The following is a 22261-nucleotide window of genomic DNA, read 5'->3' as shown; positions in this document are numbered from 1 at the left end:
TTAATTACATTAGGTTAAACAGCACGCTATTTACTCTGTTTTTGGTAAAAACAGTGCACTCATTGCACCCAAAAACCCTAATCCGCTGTAAAGCAAAATAAGCTCTGCGGTTGATAAAAACGATTCTAATAAGCCTATGCTGCCCAACATCAGTAATAAAACCCCAATAACGGTATTACTAACCGACACATAATCGGTGCGTTTGTTACCCTCTGCCATATCGACGAGGTACGTTTTTCGCCCTAAGCGTACTCCTTGGTGCGCAACTGAGAGTAAAAAGTACAAAATAGGCATAGCCCACCAATTTAGTAGCAACTCGTTATACCAAGTTGCAATAACAAATACAGCCAGCCCATTAATGGTAACCAAAGTGGCACTGAGTACTAGCACTCGCTGGCTAGATAAGTCGCTTAAGCGTCCCCAAATCGGCGCTGAGACTAAGCTTGCAAAGCCGGAAACGGCAATAAAGGTGGCAAGTAAAGAAAATTCAAACGACTGTTTACTGGCTAAAATAATATAAAATGGAGCGCTCAATGCTGAACAAAGCAGTAGGGCACGTGTAATAACAAAATGCGCAAATTGCTTATCTTGGTACAAAATTTTTAACTTTGAAAACGCATGCAATAGACCATTATTTGCCCCTTCGGTAGCGCCACTATATTCGTTAATTTGTGCGTAAAAAAACGCGGCAATCAGCCACATTAATGCACCCAGTAGTAAAGCAATGATCACAATGTCTTGATCTTTTTGCTGTGAAAAAAACCACATCATGAGACCAAATGTTAAGGTGGCAAAACCGGCAATACTCGCAGCAAGCCCGCTAATATTACCGCGTTGCTGTTTAGGAATAACTTTGCCCAGCACATCTTTTGCGGCTACAGAGTTAAACCCTCTGGCAAGGCTAAATAGAATTAATAAGCCAATAATGGCGTAGCCTGCTTGTGCGCCTTTGAGGATAAACGCCACCGCAACCATGGCTAAAATACAACCTGATTGCACTATTGCACCTATTACCCATACCCATTTACGAATGGGGAGTTTGCGAATAACGTTAGCAATAGCGAGTTGGGGCAGTAATGAGCCCGACTCTCTGATTGGCACTAACCAAGCAATAAAACTCGCGGGCACATTTAAGCTTTGCATTAACCAGGGTAGGGTTATTTTTGGATTAAGCAGTGCATCGGCAAACTTACTAAAAAGCTGGCTAATGAGTAAAATAATAAAATTACCGGGTACTTGCTGACAGGCATTATCGTCGATGGCCTTGCAGGCTCGGGCGTCTTCTTCATTGTTTAAACGTTTATAGATTTGTTCTTTTGTCAGTTTTTTCACAATTAATAACTACGCTATCAGTGTAAATATTTAGATATACTAAGATGATATGCTTAAATTTTCTACTTTTAGAGTTACAAAGTCATTTTAAGTGCAAGAATTGAAAGGTTAATTCACAAAAAAATCAGCTAAGCGCTGATTTTTTTGTTTGTATTAAAGCAGCGTCTTATTCAAAATCATGAGCACTGTGGCGCTCTGCCATTTGTTCTTCTTCTGGGCCCCAAGTACGATTAACACTGCGGCCTCGTTTTACACCTGGGCGCACAGCTATTTGCTTAGCCCAACGAACTACATGGGCATAAGATCCGACATCTAAAAATTCAGCGGCATCATATAAGTCGCCTAATACCAGTGAGCCATACCATGGCCATATGGCAATGTCGGCAATTGAATATTCACTGCCTGCCATGTATTCGTTGTCACTTAAATGGCGGTTTAGTACATCTAGCTGACGCTTAGTTTCCATGGTGAAACGGTCAATCGGGTATTGCATTTTGGTTGGCGCATAGCTGTAAAAGTGGCCAAAGCCGCCACCTAAATAAGGCGCCGATCCCATTTGCCAAAACAGCCAATTACGACATTGTGTTTTAGCTTGAAAATCATTAGGAATAAGCGCATCAAACTTTTCGCCAAGGTATTGTAAAATAGCGCCTGATTCGAATACAGGGGTTGCTGGTGTTGTAGAGTGATCCATCAACGCAGGTATTTTTGAGTTTGGGTTTATATCGACAAAATCAGAGCCAAACTGGTCGCCTTCACCAATATTAATTAAATAAGCATCGTACTCAGCCTCAGTAATACCAAGCTCTAAAAGCTCTTCAAACATAATACTGACTTTTTGCCCGTTGGGGGTCGCTAATGAGTAAAGCTGAAATGGATGTTTGCCAATAAGCAGTGTTTTATCGTGAGTTGCTCCTGCAATTGGGCGGTTAATGTTTGCAAATTTACCGCCACTTTCATTGTCCCATGTCCATACTTTTGCTGGGGTGTAGTCGTTGTTATCACTCATAAATAGCCTCTAATAGTTTAAACGTGCGTATTTGCTTTGCCCGTTGTTGCTTTTAATTTATCTGCTTTTGCTAATTTATACCCTAAAAAGAATCCACTTAGTGCGCCAAACAGATGGCTTTCAAACGAGATATGCAACCGCTGTGGAAACACACCCCAAATAAAGCCACTGTATAAAAAGGCCACCACCACGGCTATAAAAATAGATTTAAAAGAACGTCTTACAATGCCATAGCATAAAATAAAGCCCCATAATCCATAAATAACGCCACTTAAGCCGACATGAATATTGCCACGGGCAAACATCCATACCAGTAATCCACCAACTAATGCGGTGAATATAAATACACTATAAAAACGCTTTACGCTGTATTGGCAAATTAACCAGCTTAAAACAATGAAGGGCAGCATATTACTAGCAAAATGCCACCAGCTACCGTGTAAAAAGGGAGCGCAAAGAATACCAATCAGCCCTTGAATGCTGCGTGGGTAAATACCTAAACCATTTAAACTAATGCCTGGCAGGCTATTAATTAGTTGCAACACAAAACAAATAGTCACAATGCTTATAATGGCAAAACGGGTGCTGCTAAGTAACGACAAGGTGGATGGTTTATTTTGCATACGATGCCCTTATTTATATTAAGAGTGGCCAGTATAGGAATAGTGGTGAGTAATGAAAAGCAAATTAAAAAGCACAGCGATTAAACTGTGCTTTTTATACTGATTAATTGTAATTAACCAAGCTTGGTAAGTAATTTTTTAGCTGCTAGCTCAGAGCTTGCTGGGTTTTGACCGGTGATCACTAAACCGTCTTCAAGCGCAAGAACGCCCCAGTCGTCGGTTTTTTGATAGTCACCACCTTTTTTGATCAGCTCGTCTTCGACTAAAAATGGCACTACATCTGTTAATTGTACAGCGGCTTCTTCAGTGTTACTAAAGCCGGTAACTTTTTTACCCGCAACCAATGCATTGCCATCAGCATCTTTTGTATTTAAAAATGCAGCGCTCGCATGACACACTGCTGCCACTGGCTTTTGTAATTTTACAAAATCTTCGATGAGCGAGATTGAATCTGTGTTATCTACTAAATCCCATAATGGGCCATGGCCGCCTGGATAAAATACCGCATCAAAATCTGAAGCATTCAGTTCACTTAGTACTTTTGTGTTTGCCATTAATGCTTGCGCTGCACTGTCGTTGTCGTATCGCTTGGTTGCATCAGTCTGGAAGTCGGCTAGTGTACTGGTTGGGTCGATTGGTGGTTGACCACCGTTTGGTGAAGCTAGAGTTATTTCTGCGCCAGCATCTACAAATGCATAATAAGGGGCGGCGAATTCTTCTACCCAAAAACCTGTTTTTTCACCGGTATTGCCTAAATCAGCGTGTGAAGTAAGTACCATTAGTATTTTCTTAGCCATTATTTTTTCCTTCTGATGATTTAAAATTGTAATCTTTGCTTAGCAATTACTATATGCACTAACCCAACCTTAAACAACGATGATAAATTTAACTTTATTGATTTAATAATTGATACAATCGGAGGGTTGAAGTTAAAACCGCACTGGAGCGTCCATGAAAGTTTCGTTTGAACAATTAAAAAGTATGGTGGTGTTTGCACAAATAGTTGAGCAGGGCAGTTTAACGGCAGCGGCAAAGCAACTAGGGTTAACACGGGCGGTAGCCAGTTATCACTTGAAAAAGCTAGAAACGCAACTTGAAGTAACCTTACTTAATCGTTCAACACGGACCATGGCGCTTACTGAAGCCGGTATGGCTTACTATGAGCGTTGCCGCGTTATTACCGAGCAGGCTAATGCTGCCAATCAACAAATAGAAAATATAAAAAGTGAGCCCCAAGGATTATTAAAAATTAGTTGTCCGGTTAATGTGGGGATGCAATTAATAGTGCCTGCAATTAATACCTTTAAGCGCCAATACCCCAAAATTGATATAGATTTACAGCTAACTGATGATGTGGTGGATATTATTAAACACGGATTTGATTTTGCTATTAGGGGGGTTGCGCTGCGCGATTCAAACCTACAGGCAACGAAGTTAACCACTATGAGTACCTGTATTTGTGGCGCGCCTAATTATTTTGCACATTATGGTAAGCCCACTACGCCCGATGAATTAGCACAGCACCAATGGGTGGTTTATCAGTTAGGGAGCAAAATCTTGACCTTGCAAAAAGATGGTAAAAAAGTCGACATTACCATGCAAGGATCGCTCAGTACCAATAATGCCGCTGCAAGGACTGCATTTGTAGAGGCAGGACATGGCATAGGGCGTATACCGCTATACGATGCATGGCCAAAAGTACAAGCGGGTTTACTGCAAATTATAATGGACGACTACAAAAGCAAAGATATTGAATTGTATGGAGTTTTCCCGCCAGGAGCGACGGGATCTAAAAAGTTACGTTTGTTTGTTGATTATTTAAAAGCGTACTTTGTAAAACAGCATACTGCATTAGGTATGCGTAAGGGCTAGCGCTCGGTTAAATAAGGCAACAGCCTGTTGATACATAGCTATGGCGAGAGCTGCATCGTAGCGCTCGCCTTCATCACGCATAAAGGCATGTTGCGCGTTAACTTCTTGCCATTGGTAATTTATACCAGTACGAACAGCTTGCTGGTATATTTTGTCTCGGCCATCTTGTGGAACATGAGGGTCTTGTTTACCCCAAATAAAATGAATTTCACCGAGTATGTCGGCCATGCGTTCAAATGAGTTATTACCGGGTTGTGCGGGCAGTGTATTACTGTGTATATCGGTGGCGTATAAACAAAACGCGGCTTTTATAAGTGGGTTTAAAGCGGCTCTGTAAGCTAAATGTCCACCAATACATACACCCATAGCCCCAACATTTCCTGAACAATAACTTTGGCGTTTTACAAACTCGATAAGGCTTTGTGTGTCGCTATCATGATGCTCTAAAGGTTTAGCCCATTTATCGTTATTACCTTTATCTTTGCCTTCGTCATCATAAGCCAGCACAGTTCCGATAGGGTTAAGCTCATGAAACACTTCTGGCACAAGTACCACAAAACCATGACTGGCTAAAATAGCTGCACTGCGGGCAATAGGTGCTGTTTGCTGGAAAATTTCAGAATAAAAAATAATGGTAGGATATTGCCCCGATGCTTGTGGGCGGTAAATAGTGGTTCGCATTAACCCTGTAGGCGTTGGTAAGTCAGCGTTATGGTGTTGAATGATCATAAAAGCGCTCAGTAAAATAAATATAATAGCTGAGCGCGGTCAAATAAACACGCCCTAAAGTTTAAATACTTGCAGGCATTTTATTGCAACTGGCGTAATAGCTAACCGTAGCTGGCCAATCAGAAAATATACCGATTACACCAACCTCTTTTGCAAGTACATCAACCACGGCCATCATGTCACCATCGTTATCTATAACATCACTAATTGACTGGTAATAGTATCCGCCTCCATTATTCAACGGCCCTGAACGTTCAAGACTCCATGCAATAATATTAAGGCCTGCGGCTTTAGCATCAATAGCGTACTGTGATGGCACTATATTACTTTCATTATCTATGGTTAATAGCATCCAAATGGGTGGAGCAATAATTTTAACACCGTCATTAAAAAGCGAAGCCATACTAGGTTGCCATGTGTCGGGGTTGTTAGGATCAAACCCTGCATCGCTGTCTCGGCCATCTAAATAAACGCTTTGCGCTGCAAATTCAGGGTTAGTATTAATCCAATATTGTACGTCAGCTAAATTAAATGATTGCGGAAAAACACGCGAAGCGGGTACCTCCATTTGCGTGTATTCATCTAGCATTTTTTGTGCGTATTGCGTTTGGGTCATACCGTTAAAGGGCATACTCACTTGAGGTGATTTAAGCTCTGGGGTCATTTTTACTCCGAGCTGTTTAAATAGTGCAATACTTTGTTTGTGGGTCATGAGTGTACCTGAGGTGGCGTATAAGTCAGTGCGCCAACTTGGTGTACCTTTCATGTAATCGCTAACATTGGTGGCAGTGGTGTTTGCGCCATCCATTTTACCCTCAAGGGTTAAAAACTCTGCCAAGCTAATATCGCTGGTACAACATTTAGCTGAAGCAGGCGTGCCACTGTTAGAGTTTGCTGGAGTAAATGGCTCACTGCATTTAGCCGCAAGTTCTGGAATAGCTAAAATGTTAGTGGTGGTGTGCAAGTCGCACTGAGAATGGCGGCATACTAGCTCTTTATCATTTGTAAAGGTTACATCGCATTCGACAATACCGGCGCCCATACGAGCAGCCGCTATGTAAGACTCTTTTGTGTGCTCTGGGTATTGCATGGGGGCACCACGGTGACCAATTGAAAAATCAGTACGATAAAAAGGGCCTTCTTTACACGATTCTAATTGTGTTTTTAGTGCGCTGTCAGCCATATCGTCAATTAAGTAGTCGGGGCGAGTACCTAGTTGCGTATTGGTGCCTTGTGCCACTTCAACAATAACCGGGGTAGGTACTTCAACAATTTCAACGTCAGTGTTGGTAACAACCACTTCTTTTTCGACTATTTTTACATCGTCATCACAGCCAGCGAGTGAGCTTAATAATAAAAAAGTTGTTAGAAAAGGTATGCGCTTCATTATTTGTCCTTAAAAATAAAAGTGGACGCTACCTTACTAATTATTAATGACAATTTCACTACAGAGTGATTAATTTGCTGATTTAACCATTATTTGGTTTACCACCAAGGCAAACAGCATCACTCCCGCGCCAATAGTTAATCTAAGTAGGTCTGCGTCTCTATTCCAAATAAGCACATTAACAATTATACCGGCAGGAATAAGCAAGTTGTTCATCACCGCCAGCGCGCCAACATTAACAAGCGTCGCGCCTTTATTCCACATAAAGTAGCCTAAACCGGAGGCCACAATGCCTAAATAAATCAGTATGCCCCATTGAGTTGAGGTACTTGGTAATTTGTTAAGATCACCAAATAAGGCGTAACAGGCGCTTGCAACAATTAGTGCGCCAATAAAAAACCAACCAAATACGGTTTTATCATCGAGTTGTTTATTAAGCATTAATCGTTTGTAGGTTACTTGGCCGATAGCAAAACTAATATTAGCGCCTTGAACCAGTAGTAATCCGACTAAAAAGTTACTGTCTAAGTTTTCATAACGAATAGTAATAGCCCCTAACACGGCAATAAACGCGACGATAAAAAACTGCGGATTAAACTGTTTATTTAGCGCATCGTTTAAAAGCGTAATGTAAAGCGGGGTCATTACAGTAAATAACAGCACTTCTGGCACACTTAAAAACAAAAATGAGTGGTAATAAAAGCCATACATAACCCCCAGTTGCAGTGCGCCTATCAGCATGAGTTTAAACGCAAGTGGGGTAGGGATTTTCTTTAAAAAAGGCAAAAATACTAACGCTGCTAAAGCCACACGAATTAGCACACTAAACCACGCATCAACTTGGCCTGCTAAATACACACCAATTAAACTAAACGAAAACGCCCAAAGAAGGGTAACTGCAAATAAATAGCCCATAACACTCATCTTGTTTTAAGTAATGGTGTCAGTTTATCTGTTATATATTGTTCTATAAACAATAAAAGCCCGCAAGCGGGCTTTTGTATCAGTTGCTTAAAAATATTAATTAATCAACTAAACCACGGCGCTTAAGCAATGCATCAGTCGTTGGTTTTTGACCTCTAAACTCAATGTAGCTTTGCATTAAGTCACGGCTGTTACCTTTTGATAGGATCTCTTTACGGAACTTATCGCCATTTTCGCGCGTTAAGCCACCGTTGTTTTCCATATGAGCAAAGGCATCAGCGGCAAATACTTCAGTCCATAGGTAAGCGTAGTAACCTGCTGAGTAACCACCTGCAAACGTATGGCTAAAGTAGTTTGATTTGTAACGAGGTGGTACAGGGTAGTAATCGATACCGTGTGCCTTTAGTGCTTCGCTTTCAAACTGTTGTACATCAGTTACTTTTTTATCAGAACCAAATGAGTGCCATTCCATATCCAGTAATGCTGCAGCTAAATATTCAGTGGTACCAAAACCTTGGTTGAACTTTTGCGACTCAAGTACTTTATCAAGTAGTGCTTGAGGAATTGGCTCACCTGTTTTGTAATGCTTAGCGTAGTTAGCTAATACACTTGGCTCAATCATCCAGTCTTCATGTGCTTGTGATGGAAATTCAACAAAATCACGCGCTGTAGCAGTACCTGCTAGGCTTGGGTATTTAACGTCAGAGAATAAACCGTGTGCTGCATGACCAAACTCATGGAACATAGTCGACACTTCGTCAAACGTCATTAGCGTTGGCTCGCCTTCTGCTGGCTTTGGAATATTTTGTGCGTTATAAATAACCGGTTTTGTGCCTTTTAAGCCGCTTTGGCTTACGTATGCACTCATCCATGCACCGCCACGCTTACCTTCACGTGCATATGGGTCCATGTAAAATAAGCCTATTGCGCTGCCATCAGCATTAAATACTTCAAACGCCATGACGTCTTCGTGATAAAGCGGTAGGTCTTTACGCTCTTTAAATGTAATGCCGTAAAGTTTTTCCATTGCAAAGAATAAACCGTTATGAATAACCGATTGCATTTCAAAGTAAGGCTTAACTAAGGCTGGATCTAGGTCGTATTTTTCAGCACGCACTTTTTCTGCATAGAAAGACCAATCCCATGGTTTTAGTTCAAAACTTTCACCAGAATCGTTAATTACTTTTTGAATCGCTTTTGCTTCTGCTTGCGCTTTTTCAACTGCTTTTGGCGCTAGGTCATCTAAAATACCGTACACGTTATCAGTGGTTTGAGCCATGCGTGAAGTCATTACATACGAAGCCCAATCTTTAAAGCCTAAGAGTTCTGCTTTTTGTGCGCGTAGGTTAGTTTCTTTAATAATGATAGGGCCGTTGGTTTTAGCTGCACGGTTGGTTGATGCTTTAAAAATCTGCTCACGCAGTTCACGGTTTTCAAGGCTAGATAAAATAGGCTGTTGTGTGGTGTTCACTAGGGTGATCATGTAGCCGTCTTTGCCTGCTTTTTTAGCAGCTGCTGCAAGACCTGCAATTTCACCTTCAGATAAACCAGCTAGTTTGCTTTTATCTGTTACTAAAATAACGTCTTCTTTAAACGATTTTAATACGTTTTGAGAAAACTCTGTTGATAACTTTGCAAGCTCAGCGTTAATTTCACGCATTTTTGCTTTTTCAGCATCATTTAGTTTAGCACCCGCTTTAACAAATTGTTTGTAGTAAAAATCAACAAGACGTTGATCTTCAGCGCTTAACTTATCTTTGTTGTCGTATACTGTTTGTACACGTTCGAACAATGCACCATTTAGATAAATGTCATCAGAGTGTGCTGAGAACACAGGCGCCATTTTTTTATCAATGCGCTGGTACTCATCGTTAGAAATAAGACCTGATAAGTTGTAGAAAGCAGCTGATGCGCGGTTTAATAGCTCACCTGCAAGTTCCATTTCTACCAAGGTATTTTCAAAAGTAGCTGGTTCTGGATTATTGGCAATTGCCAAAATTTCTGCATTATGTTGTGCAATACCTGCATCAAATGCAGCTTCGTATTCAGTAGTACCAAACTTATCAAACTCAGGAGCCATGTATTGCAATGGGCTTGGTTTAAATAATACATTGCTTGCGTTGATATCTTGCACTTGTGCTGTGCTTTGTTGTTTTGTTTCTTGGGTGCTTTCAGAAGAACAGGCAGATAATAAAAGTGCACTAGCAATCGTAGTGGCGATCAGTGTTTTACGCATAATAACTCCATAAAAAATAGTAGCCGAAATAGGCTTTTCGAGTCGAAAACCCAGTTAACTTACCAAATTTTGACTTATATACAACAAAGTTTATCGATTTAAAGCGGGATTTAAACGCAAATTAGGTGATAAAAACTCGGTATGTAAATAAAAAAGTAGAAAAATACAGCAATTATGCAATTAACTTTAAGTTTGTTGCTGCGTATTTAAGCTAACCGCATGCTAAACTTGGGGTATTATTAGCGCATAAAAATAATCGTTTGTGTGCGACCTTATACATGGAAAATAAATGAATTTAGAACAAATTAATCACATTCTCGCCTTCGTATTGTTTAGCTACAACGACATTCACATTACCGTGGCAAAAGTAATTCAAGTACCCCTAATTTTGTTTACTATGTGGGTTGTGGTGACTCAGATTGGCAAGTTAATTAAAAAGTCATTACTTGCACGAAAAATGAGCCCAGATGCAGTGCATTTATTCACGCGTTTTTATTTCATTTTAAGTATTGCGATTTTACTTTTTACCTCCCTTGAGGTGCTCAACATTCCACTAACCGCATTTGCCTTTGTATCGGGTGCCATTGCCATCGGTGTGGGGTTCGGTGCACAAAATATTATTAATAACTTTATTAGTGGCTGGATATTAATGTGGGAGCGGCCAATCCGTATTGGCGACTTTTTAGAGGTTGGCACTGCAAAAGGGGTGGTTGAAACCATTAATACTCGCTCTACTCGTATTCGCAGGAACGACGGTGTTCATATGCTAATACCCAATAGCCAGTTATTAGAAAACACAGTTACCAACTGGACGCTTATTGACGGTAATGCGCGCTCATCTGTGAGCGTAGGCGTAGCTTATGGCTCTGATGTGTTATTAGTTAAAAAGTTAATTCAGCAAGTATTAGATGAGCATGAGGCAATACTGGCAACGCCTCAATCAACCGTATTGTTTGATGATTTTGCAGATAGCTCGTTAGTTTTTAATGCTATTTTTTGGGTCTGCGCTGAATCAGAAACTCGATTAAGACAAGTCCGCAGTGATATTCGTTTTAGTATTTATGAAGTGTTTGAACAACACGATGTGGTTATTGCATTCCCGCAGCGAGATCTTCATATTGATGGTGAAATTGTTCTTAAACGCTCATTAGTGAAAAAGTAGTATTTAAAAAAGTGTCGCGTTATTTTGCTATATTTTTTAACAACTCAATGTAAGGACATATGTCCGCTTTTTGGTTGTTTAGTTGCTAAAAGTACACTAAATGTCGGGATAGTGCGGTTAAGTGTTAAAAATAAGTTTAATTTTTAGTGTTCAGTATGCAGTAAATAAATTACACCATGATATAATCTTGCGCATTCAGTCAGCCTTATTTATGCCGTTTTTGTACTCTCGGTAATAAGGTCCGCGCCGCATAGAGCAAGTCGCGAAAAATTGACTGAATCCGTAATTATTTAATTGCGCAACACATCAATCGTTGAACAAGAGTGCACTAAAAAGGTTAACCCCGACATGAAAGCAATGAAAAGATCTACGTTAGCAACCCTTATCAATGCAACGTTGTTCTCTGCCGTAGCAGGTACGTCAATTTCAGCCGTAGCTGCTGAGCAAGAAACTACTGCTAAGAAGAACCAACTAGAAGTTATTCAAGTTACTGCTCGTAAACGAGTAGAGAACGCCCAAGAAGTACCTGTTGCTGTTTCAGCCCTGCAAGGCGATAGCTTAGATGCTTACAGCTCAGCTGGTATGGATATTCGTTTTATGAATGCGAAAATCCCAAGTTTATCTATTGAATCTTCATTTGGCCGTTCATTCCCACGCTTTTATGTACGTGGCCTTGGTAACACGGATTTCGATTTGAATGCTTCGCAACCAGTGTCGCTTGTGGTTGATGAAATTGTACAAGAAAACGCAATCTTAAAAGGTTTCCCTGTATTTGACGTAGCACGTGTTGAAGTGCTTCGTGGTCCTCAAGGTACATTATTTGGTCGTAATACACCGGCTGGCCTAGTTAAATTTGATACCGTAAAACCAAGTCAAGAATTTGAAGGCTATGGCTCTGTATCTTACGGTAGTCGTGGTGCTGTTGACTTTGAAGGCGCTGTTGGTGGTTCATTAACAGATCGTTTATCAACACGTGTTTCAGTACTTTGGCAAGATAAAGACGATTACATTGATAATCGTGCACCAGGTTTTGAGCAAAAAGATGCCTTAGGTGGTTACACTGAACAAGCAGCCCGTATTCAATTTTTATATGAAGGTGACGATTTCACTGGATTATTTAATTACCATGTTCGTGATTTAGATGGCTCTCCAATTGCCTTTCGTGCTAACACTATCAAACCTGGTACTAACGATTTAGTTGATGGTTTTGAAAATGACGTGGTGTATCATGATGCCGCATCTCGTGCGACGCAGCAAGTGGAATCGCAAGGTGCAAGCCTTAAGCTTGAGTGGGACTTAGCTAACCATACAGTAACGTCAATCTCTGGTTGGGAAAGTGCAGAAATTTACTCTCGTGCTGACATCGATGGTGGCTACGGTGGGTTCTCCATCAATGATGTTCCAGTTGCAATGGGCCCCGGTTTTATTCCTTTCTCTTCAGAAAGTGCTGATGGTATTCCAGACCAAGACCAATACACGCAAGAACTTCGCTTATCAAGCAACTTTGCTGGTGACGTAAATTACCAAGTGGGTGTTTTTTACTTCGACGAAGCATTAACAATTGAAAACTTTAGCTATGATACAGCCAATAATGGCGTATTAAACGGTTTTGTTAGTCAGCAGCAAGACACTAAAGCATGGGCTGTATTCGGCTCAGTTGATTACACTATTACTGATGATTTAAAAGTAACCGCGGGTCTTCGTTATTCAGATGATGAGAAAGAATTCTCAGCTAACCGCACGCTTAGCCCAATTGGTGGTGCAGCGACTTATATCGAAAAAAATGTTAGCGATGATCACGTAAGCTGGGATTTATCAGCTAACTACAAAATCAACGATGACGTAAACTGGTATGGCCGTATTGCTAACAGTTTCCGCGCACCAAGTCTTCAAGGTCGTATCTTATTTGGTGATGAAGTAACCGTTGCTGATTCAGAAACTGTTACCTCGTTTGAAACAGGTATTAAATCTGATGTGTTAGATGGCCAAGGCCGTGTAAATGCAACAGTATTTTATTACACTATGGATGACCAGCAGCTAACGGCAGTGGGTGGTGGTGCTAACTTTAACCGTCTATTAAATGCTGATAAAACAACCGGCTATGGTTTCGAAATTGATTCTGAGTGGGTGTTAACTGACGAATTAAATGCAACCTTCAACTTAAGCTACAACAAAACTGAGCTTAATGATAAAGATTTAGCCGTTGCAGTGTGTGCACAGTGTACTGTTACTGATCCTACGTTCCAAGTACCAGGTGCATTTGGTCCTGAAGATCGTGCTATTTTAGATGGCAATAGCTTACCGCATGCACCAGAGTGGATCTCTAACATCACACTTCGTTACACTAAAGAACTCGCTGAAGGTGATTTCTTTGCTTACGCTGATGTGTCGTACCGCAGTGAGATTGACTTTTTCTTATATGAATCAGTTGAGTTTGAGGGTAAGCCACTGACAGAAGTAGGTTTACGTGCAGGCTATGCATGGGCGCAAGGCGATTACGAATATGAAGTATCAGCATTTGTGCGTAACATGTTTGACGAGCAGCAGACGATTGGTGGTGTTGATTTCAACAACAATACAGCCATGGTTAATGAAGAGCGTTACATTGGCGCTGAGTTTAAAGTTAACTTTTTCTAATCGATAAATTTAACGTTAAATTGTAATTATTGATAAAAGCCTGCCTAGTGCAGGCTTTTTTATTTTTGTAGAGCTGCTAAAGTAGCGCCCATATGTTTATTAAAGAGAAAAAGTAATGGCTGGATTTTGGAATTACCGTGTAATTTATTGTGAAGCAACCAAAGATGAAGCGGCGCAATATCAAATACACGAAGTGGAATATAATCTAAATGGTAAAGTAACTAACTGGTCAGAAACTGGTGCAGCACCATTTGGAACCACATTAGATGCGTTAAAAGATGATGCTGAGCGCTTAAAAACCGCCTTCGAAAAGCCGATACTTAAAGTAATGCGCAAAGCCCGAGGTTATGAGTTAGTTGATGTAGATACCGGCGAAGACGCTTATGCTGAGCCGCCAGCAGGTTTGGCTGAGTAACACAAATTATTAAAAGGTGCCTAGGCACCTTTTTTATTACCTAAAGTTTAGGTTAAATAACTAGGAGAAAAGAATGTCAATTGAAGCGGTATTATTTGATATGGATGGCACTTTGGTTGACTCGGAAAGTGTGCACTATAACTGCTGGAGCCAATTACTTGCGCCTTTTGGTGTGTGTTATAAAGAAGATGATTTTTGTAGGCGCTTTTCGGGACGTCCCACTATTGACGCTGCAAAGGAAATAAAACAAGTTCATAACTTGTCTGTAAGTAGCCGCTATTTAGCGGATGAAAAATATCGCTTATTTAGTGAGTACGTTAAAATCAATTTACCGCCTTTAATGCCTTATGCTGAAAATGTTCTGTTAGCGGTTAAAGAGCAAGGTTTAAAAATGGCGTTAGTAACAGGCAGCGCAAGGCATGAAGCTGAGCCAATACTAAAAGGATTAGGGTTTTATAATTTATTCGATACCGTTGTTACTAAAGATGATGTAATTAATCCAAAGCCTGCCGGTGATCCCTACTTATTAGCACTTAAAAATATGCAGGTTGCTGCACAAAATGCGATTGCCGTTGAAGATACTTTCACCGGTGTAACCGCAGCGAATAATGCTGCTTTAGCTGTGATAGCTATCGTTAATAAACATACACAGGAGCACGACTTTAGTAAAGCAACACAGCAAATGCAAAGCTTTGAAGAATTTTGGCACTGGCTTCAATCTCAACTATAGTTTAAGCCATATTTAAATTTGCAAGGATGCAGCAATGATTAAAGCAACGCTGTTTACTTTTTTAACCCTCATTAGTTCGGGCTTATTGGCGCAATTGCCTCCAGTGCAACTTGCTAATGTTTACGATGAAACTAAGCATGAAGATATTCGTCAATATTTGGTGAGTGAAAAGTATGACGGAGTAAGAGCAATCTGGACGGGAAAGCAGTTTGTAACCCGTCAAGGCAACTCCATAAACCCGCCTAAGTGGTTTACCGCTCCTCTGCCAGACGTTTGGCTAGATGGTGAGTTATGGACCAAGCGGGGTCAATTTTCTGTACTCAGTGGTATTGTCAGAACAAAAATACCCAACGATTTGCAGTGGCAAAGTATTACTTATCAGGTATTTGATATGCCAGATGCCGGTACGCCTTTTCACCGTCGTTATCAAAATTATCTGTCACTCATTACTAAGCTAAATAGCCCCCATATTAAAGCGGTTAAGCAATATCAATTTAGCGACAACCAGCAACTCAGTGATTATTTTAATCAGGTTACTAAACAAGGCGGCGAGGGCGTTATGCTTCATTTAGCAGAGGCTAAGCATACAACTGGTCGCTCTAGTGCATTGTTAAAACTCAAGCCATATTTAGATGCCGAAGCGTTAGTAATTGAACATTTACCGGGTAAAGGTAAATACACAGGAATGCTTGGCGCATTGAAAGTACAGACAAAACAGGGGCTGATATTTTCTATTGGCACGGGTTTTAGTGATAAAGAGCGAAAGTATCCGCCAGCTATAGGCTCAACAATTACTTATCGGTACCACGGGTACACTAAAAATGGCTTGCCGCGTTTTGCCAGCTTCTTACGGGAAAGACCCGAAAAATAAAGAGTGTAGGCCAATTCAGTATATATTTTTTAGCAATTATGCTAAATTGCGCGGCCTTTTTAGTGATGTTTGGTGATCTATGTTTGTTGGTTTTGATTATGGTAGTTCTAATTGTGCTATGGGTGTTTTAAACGAAGAGCGTGTTCAGCTCATTCCTTTAGAGCAAGGCAAACATTATCTTCCATCAACTCTATACACACATCATAGTGCTTTAGTCGTTGATTTTGTAGCGCAGCATTTAAACGGCTCAGAGCATGAGCATGGCTATAAAACCGCGCGCCAACCCTTGCTTAATACACTCCCGCGAATTAAATCAGACCTAGATCTACAAGCCGGCGATGAGACTCTATTTATCGGCCGTGAGGCGATTAGTGAATATGTGCAATTTCCTGAGGAAGGTTATTTTGTAAAATCCCCTAAATCATTTTTTGGCGCTACTGGTTTAAAGCAAGGACAAATTAATTTTTTTGAAGATATTGCCACAGCAATGATTTTAAAAATAAAACAACGTGCTGAATTATCGTTAGGGTATACGCTGAGCCAAACTGTTATTGGTCGCCCAGTGAATTTTCAAGCGGTTGGTGGTGAGCAGTCAAACCAACAAGCCGTGGGTATTTTAACACGCGCAGCAAACCGAGCCGGCTTTAAAGATGTTGAGTTTTTATATGAGCCACTTGCCGCGGGGATCGATTATGAAAGTGATTTAACGCAAGACCAAAAAGTGCTAGTAATAGATATTGGTGGTGGTACAAGTGACTGTTCATTTGTACAAATGGGGCCAAGTTTTAGGAATAAACAACAACGAGACGCAGACTTTTTGGCACATAGCGGAAAGCGAGTAGGCGGTAATGATTTAGATATTGCTCTGAGCTACCATGGTTTGATGCCGTTACTTGGCTTAGGCAGTACTTTTAAATCGGGTTTACCATTACCTAACCAGGCATTTTGGCAAGCATGTAAAATTAACGATGTGAATTTACAAAGTCAGTTTTATAGTGCTCAGCATTATCGTGAACTGAGTGCACAGCTACGCGATGTGAGTGCGCCCGATTTATATAAACGGCTAATACATTTACAGCAAAATAAACAAGGACATCAATTAGTTCAACAAGCTGAAGCGGCAAAAATTGCATTGAGCTCGTCTGAAAACTTTAATTGTGATTTAACATTTCTAGATTCATCACTTGATAAAGATATTTCTATTAATGAATTAGCATTAGCCGTTGACGATAGTATTAGCCAAATAGTGACATTAGCAAAACAGGCCATTGCAGATGCAAACACTACCCCAGATGTAATTTATTTAACGGGTGGTAGTGCGCAATCACCACTGATCAAAGCGGCTTTAAAAACCCACTTAGGCGACATTAAAATGGTTAACGGTGATCACTTTGGCAGTGTCACCGCTGGTCTGACTAAATGGGCGAGTATGCTTTATAAATAAGCTGTTATAAAGAGATTTGTCGGGTTGCGAGGTACTTTTCGTAATCTGGCAAAGAACGCTCAAATTCGCTGTCCATAAGGGGAGAACTTAGTAACATATCAGCGCTTACTTCATTACAAGCAACAGGAATGTTCCACACCGCGGCTAAACGAAGCAATGCTTTTACATCGGGGTCGTGCGGCTGAGATGCCAGAGGATCCCAAAAAAAGATTAATACATGAATTTCATGTTCCGCTATTTTAGCACCAAGCTGCTGATCACCCCCCATAGGTCCACTGAGTAATTGTACGACATTCAAACCGGTGGTTTTTTCTATTAAATGTCCGGTTGTACCAGTGCCGTATAGCTTATGTTTACTTAGCATTGGAGTGTGTTTTTCACACCATAATTTTAACGCGGCTTTTTTTCCATCATGTGCAACAAGGGCTATGTTTTTCTTAGCTGGAAGAGATTGTATTTTTTGGTCCATGCTGATTCTTATTAGTTAGAGTAATAAATTGATAGCCAATGCAATAAATACAATGCCTGTGAACCTATCTATCCAGAGCTGGCTATTTGGGTGGTTTCTAAAAAACTGGGCTATTTTATCGCCGAAATAAATATACGTGCAGTCGATAGGAAAAGCAAAGATTGGATAAAGCAGGCCAAAAAAAGCCAGCTGAAAAGTTGCAGATGACAAGCTAGGGTCTACAAATTGTGGGATAAAAGCAATAAAAAACAAAGCTACCTTAGGGTTGAGTACTTCGGTCATCATCGCTTGAAACATCACGTTTTTGTTTTTACTAGTTGTAACATGAGGCTTATCGTCTTGCTCGCAAATGGGGGGCTCAAAGGTGCCTTTAAGCATCATAAACCCTAAATAACATAAATAGGCTGCACCTGCATACTGTACGCTGGCATACGCTGTTTCAGAGGCTTTTAAAATAGCGCTTAAACCGACAACCGCAAAAAATGTATGTACTACGCCACCTAACGCAAAGCCAAAAGCACTTTGCATACCTGCTTTTCGTCCATTAGCAAATGTTTGTGCCATTAAAAACGCGTTTGATGGTCCAGGCGCAACGGCCATTAAGAAGCTGGCGAGTAAAAATGAGAGTAAAAAGTCAGGATTGATCATTGCACTTGATTCAAAAGAGGTTGGTAGTTAATGTTATCAAGCATATAGAAAAATAAAAAGCGGGCATATTGCCCGCTTGGTAAAGAGTTTTAACTACAGTGCTAATTGCCGTGGTGATTACTATTCACAGGCTCAGCAAACGTATTTTATTAGGCATATTTAGTATAACGAAACAGTAAGTAAGAAAAGGGAATTAATAATAAAAAGTGTGTGCCTATAAGCTCGGGTGTTGATAAATTTAAATATTGAGTAATAAATACCAATAAACTTGCTCCACTCATTTGCATCGCTCCCAAAAGAGCTGAGGCGGTGCCAGCTTGTTTAGGGAATAAACTCAAAGCACGCCCAGCAGCAGAGCCAAGTGTCAAAGCAAAACCAAAGGCTGCAATAAACATAGGGATCATTAATGCTAATGGGGTTTTATATTGGCTTAATACTAGCATCAGTAAGCCTGCACTCACTAACAACACAAGACCTGCTTTTAGAGCTCTTTTTGGTTGGCGTTTAATGTAAATAGGCATAATAAAGCTAGCAAGAATACTAAGCACTGCATTGAGCGAGAACCAAAATGTAAAGTCGGCTACGCTGCCACCTAACTCAGTAATAAGCCAACCAGGAGCCAGTGTTACAAATACTAATATAGCTGACATAGTGACCATACATAACAAGCTATTAAATAAAAATAACGGAGTTGAAATAATAGGGATAAAGCGCCTTAAATCTAAGATATGCCCTTGGTAATAGCTGTCTGCTGGCCTGGTTTCTCTAAATAGAAATAAGGTGACAATAAATCCCAATAGTGCAAAACCAGTTAAAAATAGAAAGTTCATTTGCCAACCAAACTGCACGGTTAACCAAGCACCTAAAATGGGGGCTAAAGCAGGAATAAAGCACACGATCCCGTTTAGGTAGGTAATTATTTGGCCACTGCGTTCACTACCAAACTTATCTCTTACTATTGCGAAAGCAACAACAAAGGTGGCGCATGCGCCTAACCCTTGAATTGCACGAGCAAACATCAGTATTAAAAAGCTAGGAGCATAGTATGCGCCTAATGCCGCCAGTCCATATAAAGTTACACCGGTTAAGGCTACCGGCTTACGTCCAAAACGATCAGCAAGAGGGCCTGCAATTAATTGCCCCAAGCCAACAGTAAGCATAAAAATAGCCACCGTTTGCTGTACTTGTTTTTCGCTCACTGAAAATTGCTCTGCAATAGTAGGAAAGGCAGGTAAATAAATATCAATGCCCATAGGACAAAAAATGACGAGTAACGCTAAGATCAGTAATAGAATTAAGTTTGGTTTAGCGGGCTGTGTTTGCATCAGGTCTCCTTTTGTCGGTATTTTAAGTGGCGACTGATGAAAAAGAAAGGGCTTATGACCGAAGCATCAGACATGTTACCTACTTTTAACTTTATTATGATTATTTTTGTGTAAGTATCACACTTCTTTAAACTGATCCGATGTGTTAATTTGCTTTTTAAGTTAAGACAATGGAAAAACAATAATGAGTAATGAGTCTGCATTAATAAAAACGTGGCATAAATTTAAAAATCTGCCGTTTGGTAACTGGCTGTTTAGCAAAGCTGTGTGTTTAAAAGCGCCTTACTTTGGCTCTATGAAACCTACTATTTTAGATTTAAAAGCAGGGCACTGTAGTGCTGTGGTTAAAAACACACGCCGTGTACACAATCACATTGGCACTATTCACGCTATCGCACAATGTAATTTGGCTGAGCTGTGTGCGGGGGTGATGGTTGATGCAACAGTACCTTATAAAACCCACCGTTGGATCCCTAAGGGAATGACAGTACAGTACTTGGCTAAGGTAGACACAGACGTTACTGCTATCGCTGAGATTGACCTGCCTCATCAATGGATTGATAAAGAAGATTTAGTCGTACCGGTAAAGCTTTACAATACGCGAAACGAACTAGTGTTTACCGCAGATATAACTATGTACATAACGCAGAAGAGATGAATGTATAAGCCTTTAAAGAGATTCTTCAGAGGTGATTATGGTTTAGCTGAATAGGTGAGCTAAACCATTTTAAACTGTTGTAGTTAGCTTTTAGCAGCAGGTTGTTTATTTACAAACGAAAGCCCATTGTCCTCATTATCAACAATGGCTTTTACATTATTAACAGGTTTCGGTTTATCTTTAGCATGTTCAATCACTTCTTTTTCAAAGCGCTGTTTTAAACTACCTTCAATAGTTGCACCGGCCTCTATGCTTAGGGTGTCGTGAAAAATATCGCCAAGTACATGGGCATTATTTTCAATTTTTACTTCACTTGCATTTAAAGAGCCTATAATTTTACCTTTAACAATAACACTGCTCGCCTCAACAACACCTTCAACAACACCAGAGGTGCCTATTACTAAATGTTCAGCTTTTATATCACCATCTATACGTCCGTCAAGCTGTACTTCACCCTGGCTTACTAAAGAGCCTGTAATGCGCACATCGTTAGAGATGATTGAGGGGGTATGACTCACACGCTTAATTGATGAGTCTATTTTTTCTTGTTTATTTTTACCAAACACGAGAAAGCGCCTTTGTAATTTTTAGTGGATTGACATGCCTGTCGTCTATTAATACTTCATAGTGTAAATGAGTACTTGTACTTCTTCCGGTACTGCCCATTAAACCAATTATATCGTGCTTTGCAACAACCTGGCCTTTTTTTACTTTAATTTTGTTTAAGTGACCAAAGCGAGTCACAATACCGTTTTTATGCTCTAATTCGATAAAGTTACCATAACCGCCATTACGCCCTGCACGAAGAACAATGCCATCGGCAGGGGCAAAAATTTCTGTTTTATGCCACCCAGCTAAATCAATACCTTTATGAAAAGCGCGTCTTTTATTCATTGGGTCTTTTCTAAGCCCAAAATTACTAGAAATGTAATACTTAGCAGCAGGCAAAGGCAGAGTGTTTGGCAATGCCGTTAAAAAGCTCTCAAGCTGGTTTAACAGCAATAGCTTATCGGCAATAGCAAGAAAAGTACTTGGTATTTTACTTTCATCGAGTATATCTAGCGGGCCACCTTGCGCCGTTGTTTGTGTGCTTAATGTTAGATGTTGCGCCAGTACGTTCTCAAGAACCGTGCCTTGAAGCATTTCTATAATCGCATTGTGCCGTTGATTAATCTGCGCAGCCAATAACGTGAAATTAGTATCGTACTGCAGATTTAGCATGATATAGCGCTGCTCAAAACTGGTTAAACTGTTTTGTGCATGCTTATTTTGTGTTTTATCTTCTTCGAGCGGCTCATGAAATTCGCTTTCGTTCTCATTAATAGGAGAAGATTCAAGCTCACCCTCTAATTTTATTGCATCTTTACTTATAGAAGCTGGGAGTGATTCAATCATACCTTGTAATAAAGCTTGTTTTTGTTCTAGTTCAGCTAACTGCTCTTGTTGCAATGCGTAGCGTTGTTGCTGTTGCTTTACTTTTTGTTGCCATTGTACTTGCTTATCAAGCTGAGTTTGCTCGATATGAGAAATTTGGTGTGTTTGCATGTAAACACGGATACTCGAAATACTGATCCATGCAATAGCAATGAAAATAATAGCAAGCACAGAAACCTGTAACCAAGGCGCCAAAACAACATGCTTTACTTCACCATTTTGGCGAATAAGCAGCTGACGAGCTGGAAAATGCTTATGAAAGAAAGATTTTATAAATACAGGCATGTTACATATACACTGGCTATTAACGGATTTAAGATAGCAATTTGAACTAAAAAAGCCAGAAAAAAATTGTA

Annotated in this window: 21 protein-coding genes; 8 read left to right on the top strand and 13 right to left on the bottom strand. The window is 40.3% G+C overall.

The genetic code is table 11. The features are described from left to right. Positions 1-30 precede the first annotated feature (30 nt). The 4 genes from P3J6_RS03985 to P3J6_RS03970 form a co-directional block, all read right to left on the bottom strand. Positions 31-1332: an MFS transporter gene (locus tag P3J6_RS03985; RefSeq protein WP_198522281.1), complete on the bottom strand. Its 1302-nt coding sequence runs from the start codon at positions 1330-1332 to the stop codon at positions 31-33. Between the two features lie 166 nt (positions 1333-1498). Then, positions 1499-2341: a glutathione-dependent disulfide-bond oxidoreductase gene (gene yghU / locus P3J6_RS03980; RefSeq protein WP_198522280.1), complete on the bottom strand. Its 843-nt coding sequence runs from the start codon at positions 2339-2341 to the stop codon at positions 1499-1501. 17 nt (positions 2342-2358) lie between these two features. Continuing rightward, positions 2359-2964, bottom strand: a complete 606-nt coding sequence (locus P3J6_RS03975) for a rhomboid family intramembrane serine protease (RefSeq protein WP_178955484.1) — start codon at positions 2962-2964, stop codon at positions 2359-2361. 113 nt (positions 2965-3077) lie between these two features. Further along, on the bottom strand, positions 3078-3761 hold the full coding sequence (locus P3J6_RS03970; RefSeq protein WP_008108786.1) for a type 1 glutamine amidotransferase domain-containing protein: 684 nt from the start codon (positions 3759-3761) through the stop codon (positions 3078-3080). A gap of 154 nt (positions 3762-3915) precedes the next feature. On the opposite strand from P3J6_RS03970, the gene P3J6_RS03965 reads away from it, so the two are divergent. Next, the gene (locus P3J6_RS03965) at positions 3916-4836 is read left to right on the top strand and encodes a LysR family transcriptional regulator (protein ID WP_010391235.1); all 921 of its coding nucleotides are present in this window, start codon (positions 3916-3918) and stop codon (positions 4834-4836) included. On the opposite strand, the gene P3J6_RS03960 is transcribed toward P3J6_RS03965, so the two are convergent. The 4 genes from P3J6_RS03960 to P3J6_RS03945 all read right to left on the bottom strand — a co-directional run bounded on the left by P3J6_RS03960 (position 4816) and on the right by P3J6_RS03945 (position 10112). Beyond that, positions 4816-5565 (bottom strand): dienelactone hydrolase family protein, encoded by a 750-nt coding sequence (locus P3J6_RS03960; protein ID WP_198522279.1) that lies wholly within the window; start codon positions 5563-5565, stop codon positions 4816-4818. The genes P3J6_RS03965 and P3J6_RS03960 overlap by 21 nt on opposite strands. Positions 5566-5626: 61 nt before the next feature. Then, positions 5627-6952, bottom strand: a complete 1326-nt coding sequence (locus P3J6_RS03955) for a glycerophosphodiester phosphodiesterase family protein (protein ID WP_198522278.1) — start codon at positions 6950-6952, stop codon at positions 5627-5629. Between the two features lie 69 nt (positions 6953-7021). Continuing rightward, entirely contained in the window at positions 7022-7867 is an 846-nt protein-coding gene (locus tag P3J6_RS03950; RefSeq protein WP_178955493.1) for a carboxylate/amino acid/amine transporter, read from the bottom strand. Between the two features lie 109 nt (positions 7868-7976). Continuing rightward, positions 7977-10112: a M3 family metallopeptidase gene (locus P3J6_RS03945; RefSeq protein ID WP_055011698.1), complete on the bottom strand. Its 2136-nt coding sequence runs from the start codon at positions 10110-10112 to the stop codon at positions 7977-7979. 289 nt (positions 10113-10401) lie between these two features. Here P3J6_RS03945 and P3J6_RS03940 point away from each other — a divergent pair, with 289 nt between their 5' ends. From P3J6_RS03940 to yegD, 6 genes are all read left to right on the top strand, one after another. Next, entirely contained in the window at positions 10402-11274 is an 873-nt protein-coding gene (locus P3J6_RS03940; protein WP_054202098.1) for a mechanosensitive ion channel family protein, read from the top strand. A gap of 348 nt (positions 11275-11622) precedes the next feature. Continuing rightward, positions 11623-13911, top strand: a complete 2289-nt coding sequence (locus P3J6_RS03935; protein ID WP_198522277.1) for a TonB-dependent receptor — start codon at positions 11623-11625, stop codon at positions 13909-13911. Between the two features lie 115 nt (positions 13912-14026). Next, entirely contained in the window at positions 14027-14326 is a 300-nt protein-coding gene (locus tag P3J6_RS03930) for a hypothetical protein (protein WP_008109576.1), read from the top strand. A gap of 73 nt (positions 14327-14399) precedes the next feature. Continuing rightward, positions 14400-15056, top strand: coding sequence for an HAD family hydrolase (locus P3J6_RS03925; protein ID WP_198522276.1), 657 nt, complete (start codon positions 14400-14402; stop codon positions 15054-15056). Between the two features lie 34 nt (positions 15057-15090). After that, positions 15091-15927, top strand: a complete 837-nt coding sequence (locus P3J6_RS03920; protein WP_198522275.1) for a DNA ligase — start codon at positions 15091-15093, stop codon at positions 15925-15927. 79 nt (positions 15928-16006) lie between these two features. After that, the gene (yegD, locus tag P3J6_RS03915) at positions 16007-17371 is read left to right on the top strand and encodes a molecular chaperone (protein ID WP_198522274.1); all 1365 of its coding nucleotides are present in this window, start codon (positions 16007-16009) and stop codon (positions 17369-17371) included. Positions 17372-17375: 4 nt separating this feature from the next. On the opposite strand, the gene P3J6_RS03910 is transcribed toward yegD, so the two are convergent. From P3J6_RS03910 to P3J6_RS03900, 3 genes are all read right to left on the bottom strand, one after another. Next, positions 17376-17840 (bottom strand): methylglyoxal synthase, encoded by a 465-nt coding sequence (locus P3J6_RS03910; protein WP_138609705.1) that lies wholly within the window; start codon positions 17838-17840, stop codon positions 17376-17378. Positions 17841-17855: 15 nt separating this feature from the next. Next, complete coding sequence (locus P3J6_RS03905) at positions 17856-18488, bottom strand: LysE family translocator (protein ID WP_198522273.1); 633 nt, start codon at positions 18486-18488, stop codon at positions 17856-17858. Positions 18489-18637: 149 nt separating this feature from the next. Next, positions 18638-19813 carry a multidrug effflux MFS transporter gene (locus tag P3J6_RS03900; RefSeq protein ID WP_198522272.1) on the bottom strand — a complete coding sequence of 392 codons (1176 nt, stop codon included), beginning with the start codon at positions 19811-19813 and terminating at the stop codon, positions 18638-18640. 184 nt (positions 19814-19997) lie between these two features. On the opposite strand from P3J6_RS03900, the gene P3J6_RS03895 reads away from it, so the two are divergent. Beyond that, the gene (locus tag P3J6_RS03895) at positions 19998-20471 is read left to right on the top strand and encodes a hotdog fold domain-containing protein (protein WP_198522271.1); all 474 of its coding nucleotides are present in this window, start codon (positions 19998-20000) and stop codon (positions 20469-20471) included. Positions 20472-20554: 83 nt separating this feature from the next. Here the strand turns inward: P3J6_RS03895 and P3J6_RS03890 are convergent, their stop codons facing one another. Both P3J6_RS03890 and P3J6_RS03885 read right to left on the bottom strand, forming a co-directional pair. Further along, positions 20555-21037, bottom strand: a complete 483-nt coding sequence (locus P3J6_RS03890; RefSeq protein WP_198522270.1) for a bactofilin family protein — start codon at positions 21035-21037, stop codon at positions 20555-20557. Next, a complete protein-coding gene (locus P3J6_RS03885; RefSeq protein WP_198522269.1) occupies positions 21027-22190 on the bottom strand; it encodes a M23 family metallopeptidase in 1164 nt (387 codons plus the stop codon). Before P3J6_RS03885 ends, P3J6_RS03890 begins: the two co-directional genes overlap by 11 nt. Positions 22191-22261: the final 71 nt, after the last annotated feature.

The organism is Pseudoalteromonas sp. 3J6 (genome assembly GCF_903995135.1).
Taxonomy (GTDB): Bacteria; Pseudomonadota; Gammaproteobacteria; order Enterobacterales; family Alteromonadaceae; genus Pseudoalteromonas.
Note: the sequence above shows the minus strand (reverse complement) of the source record. Positions and strands in the feature narration are given on the sequence as shown.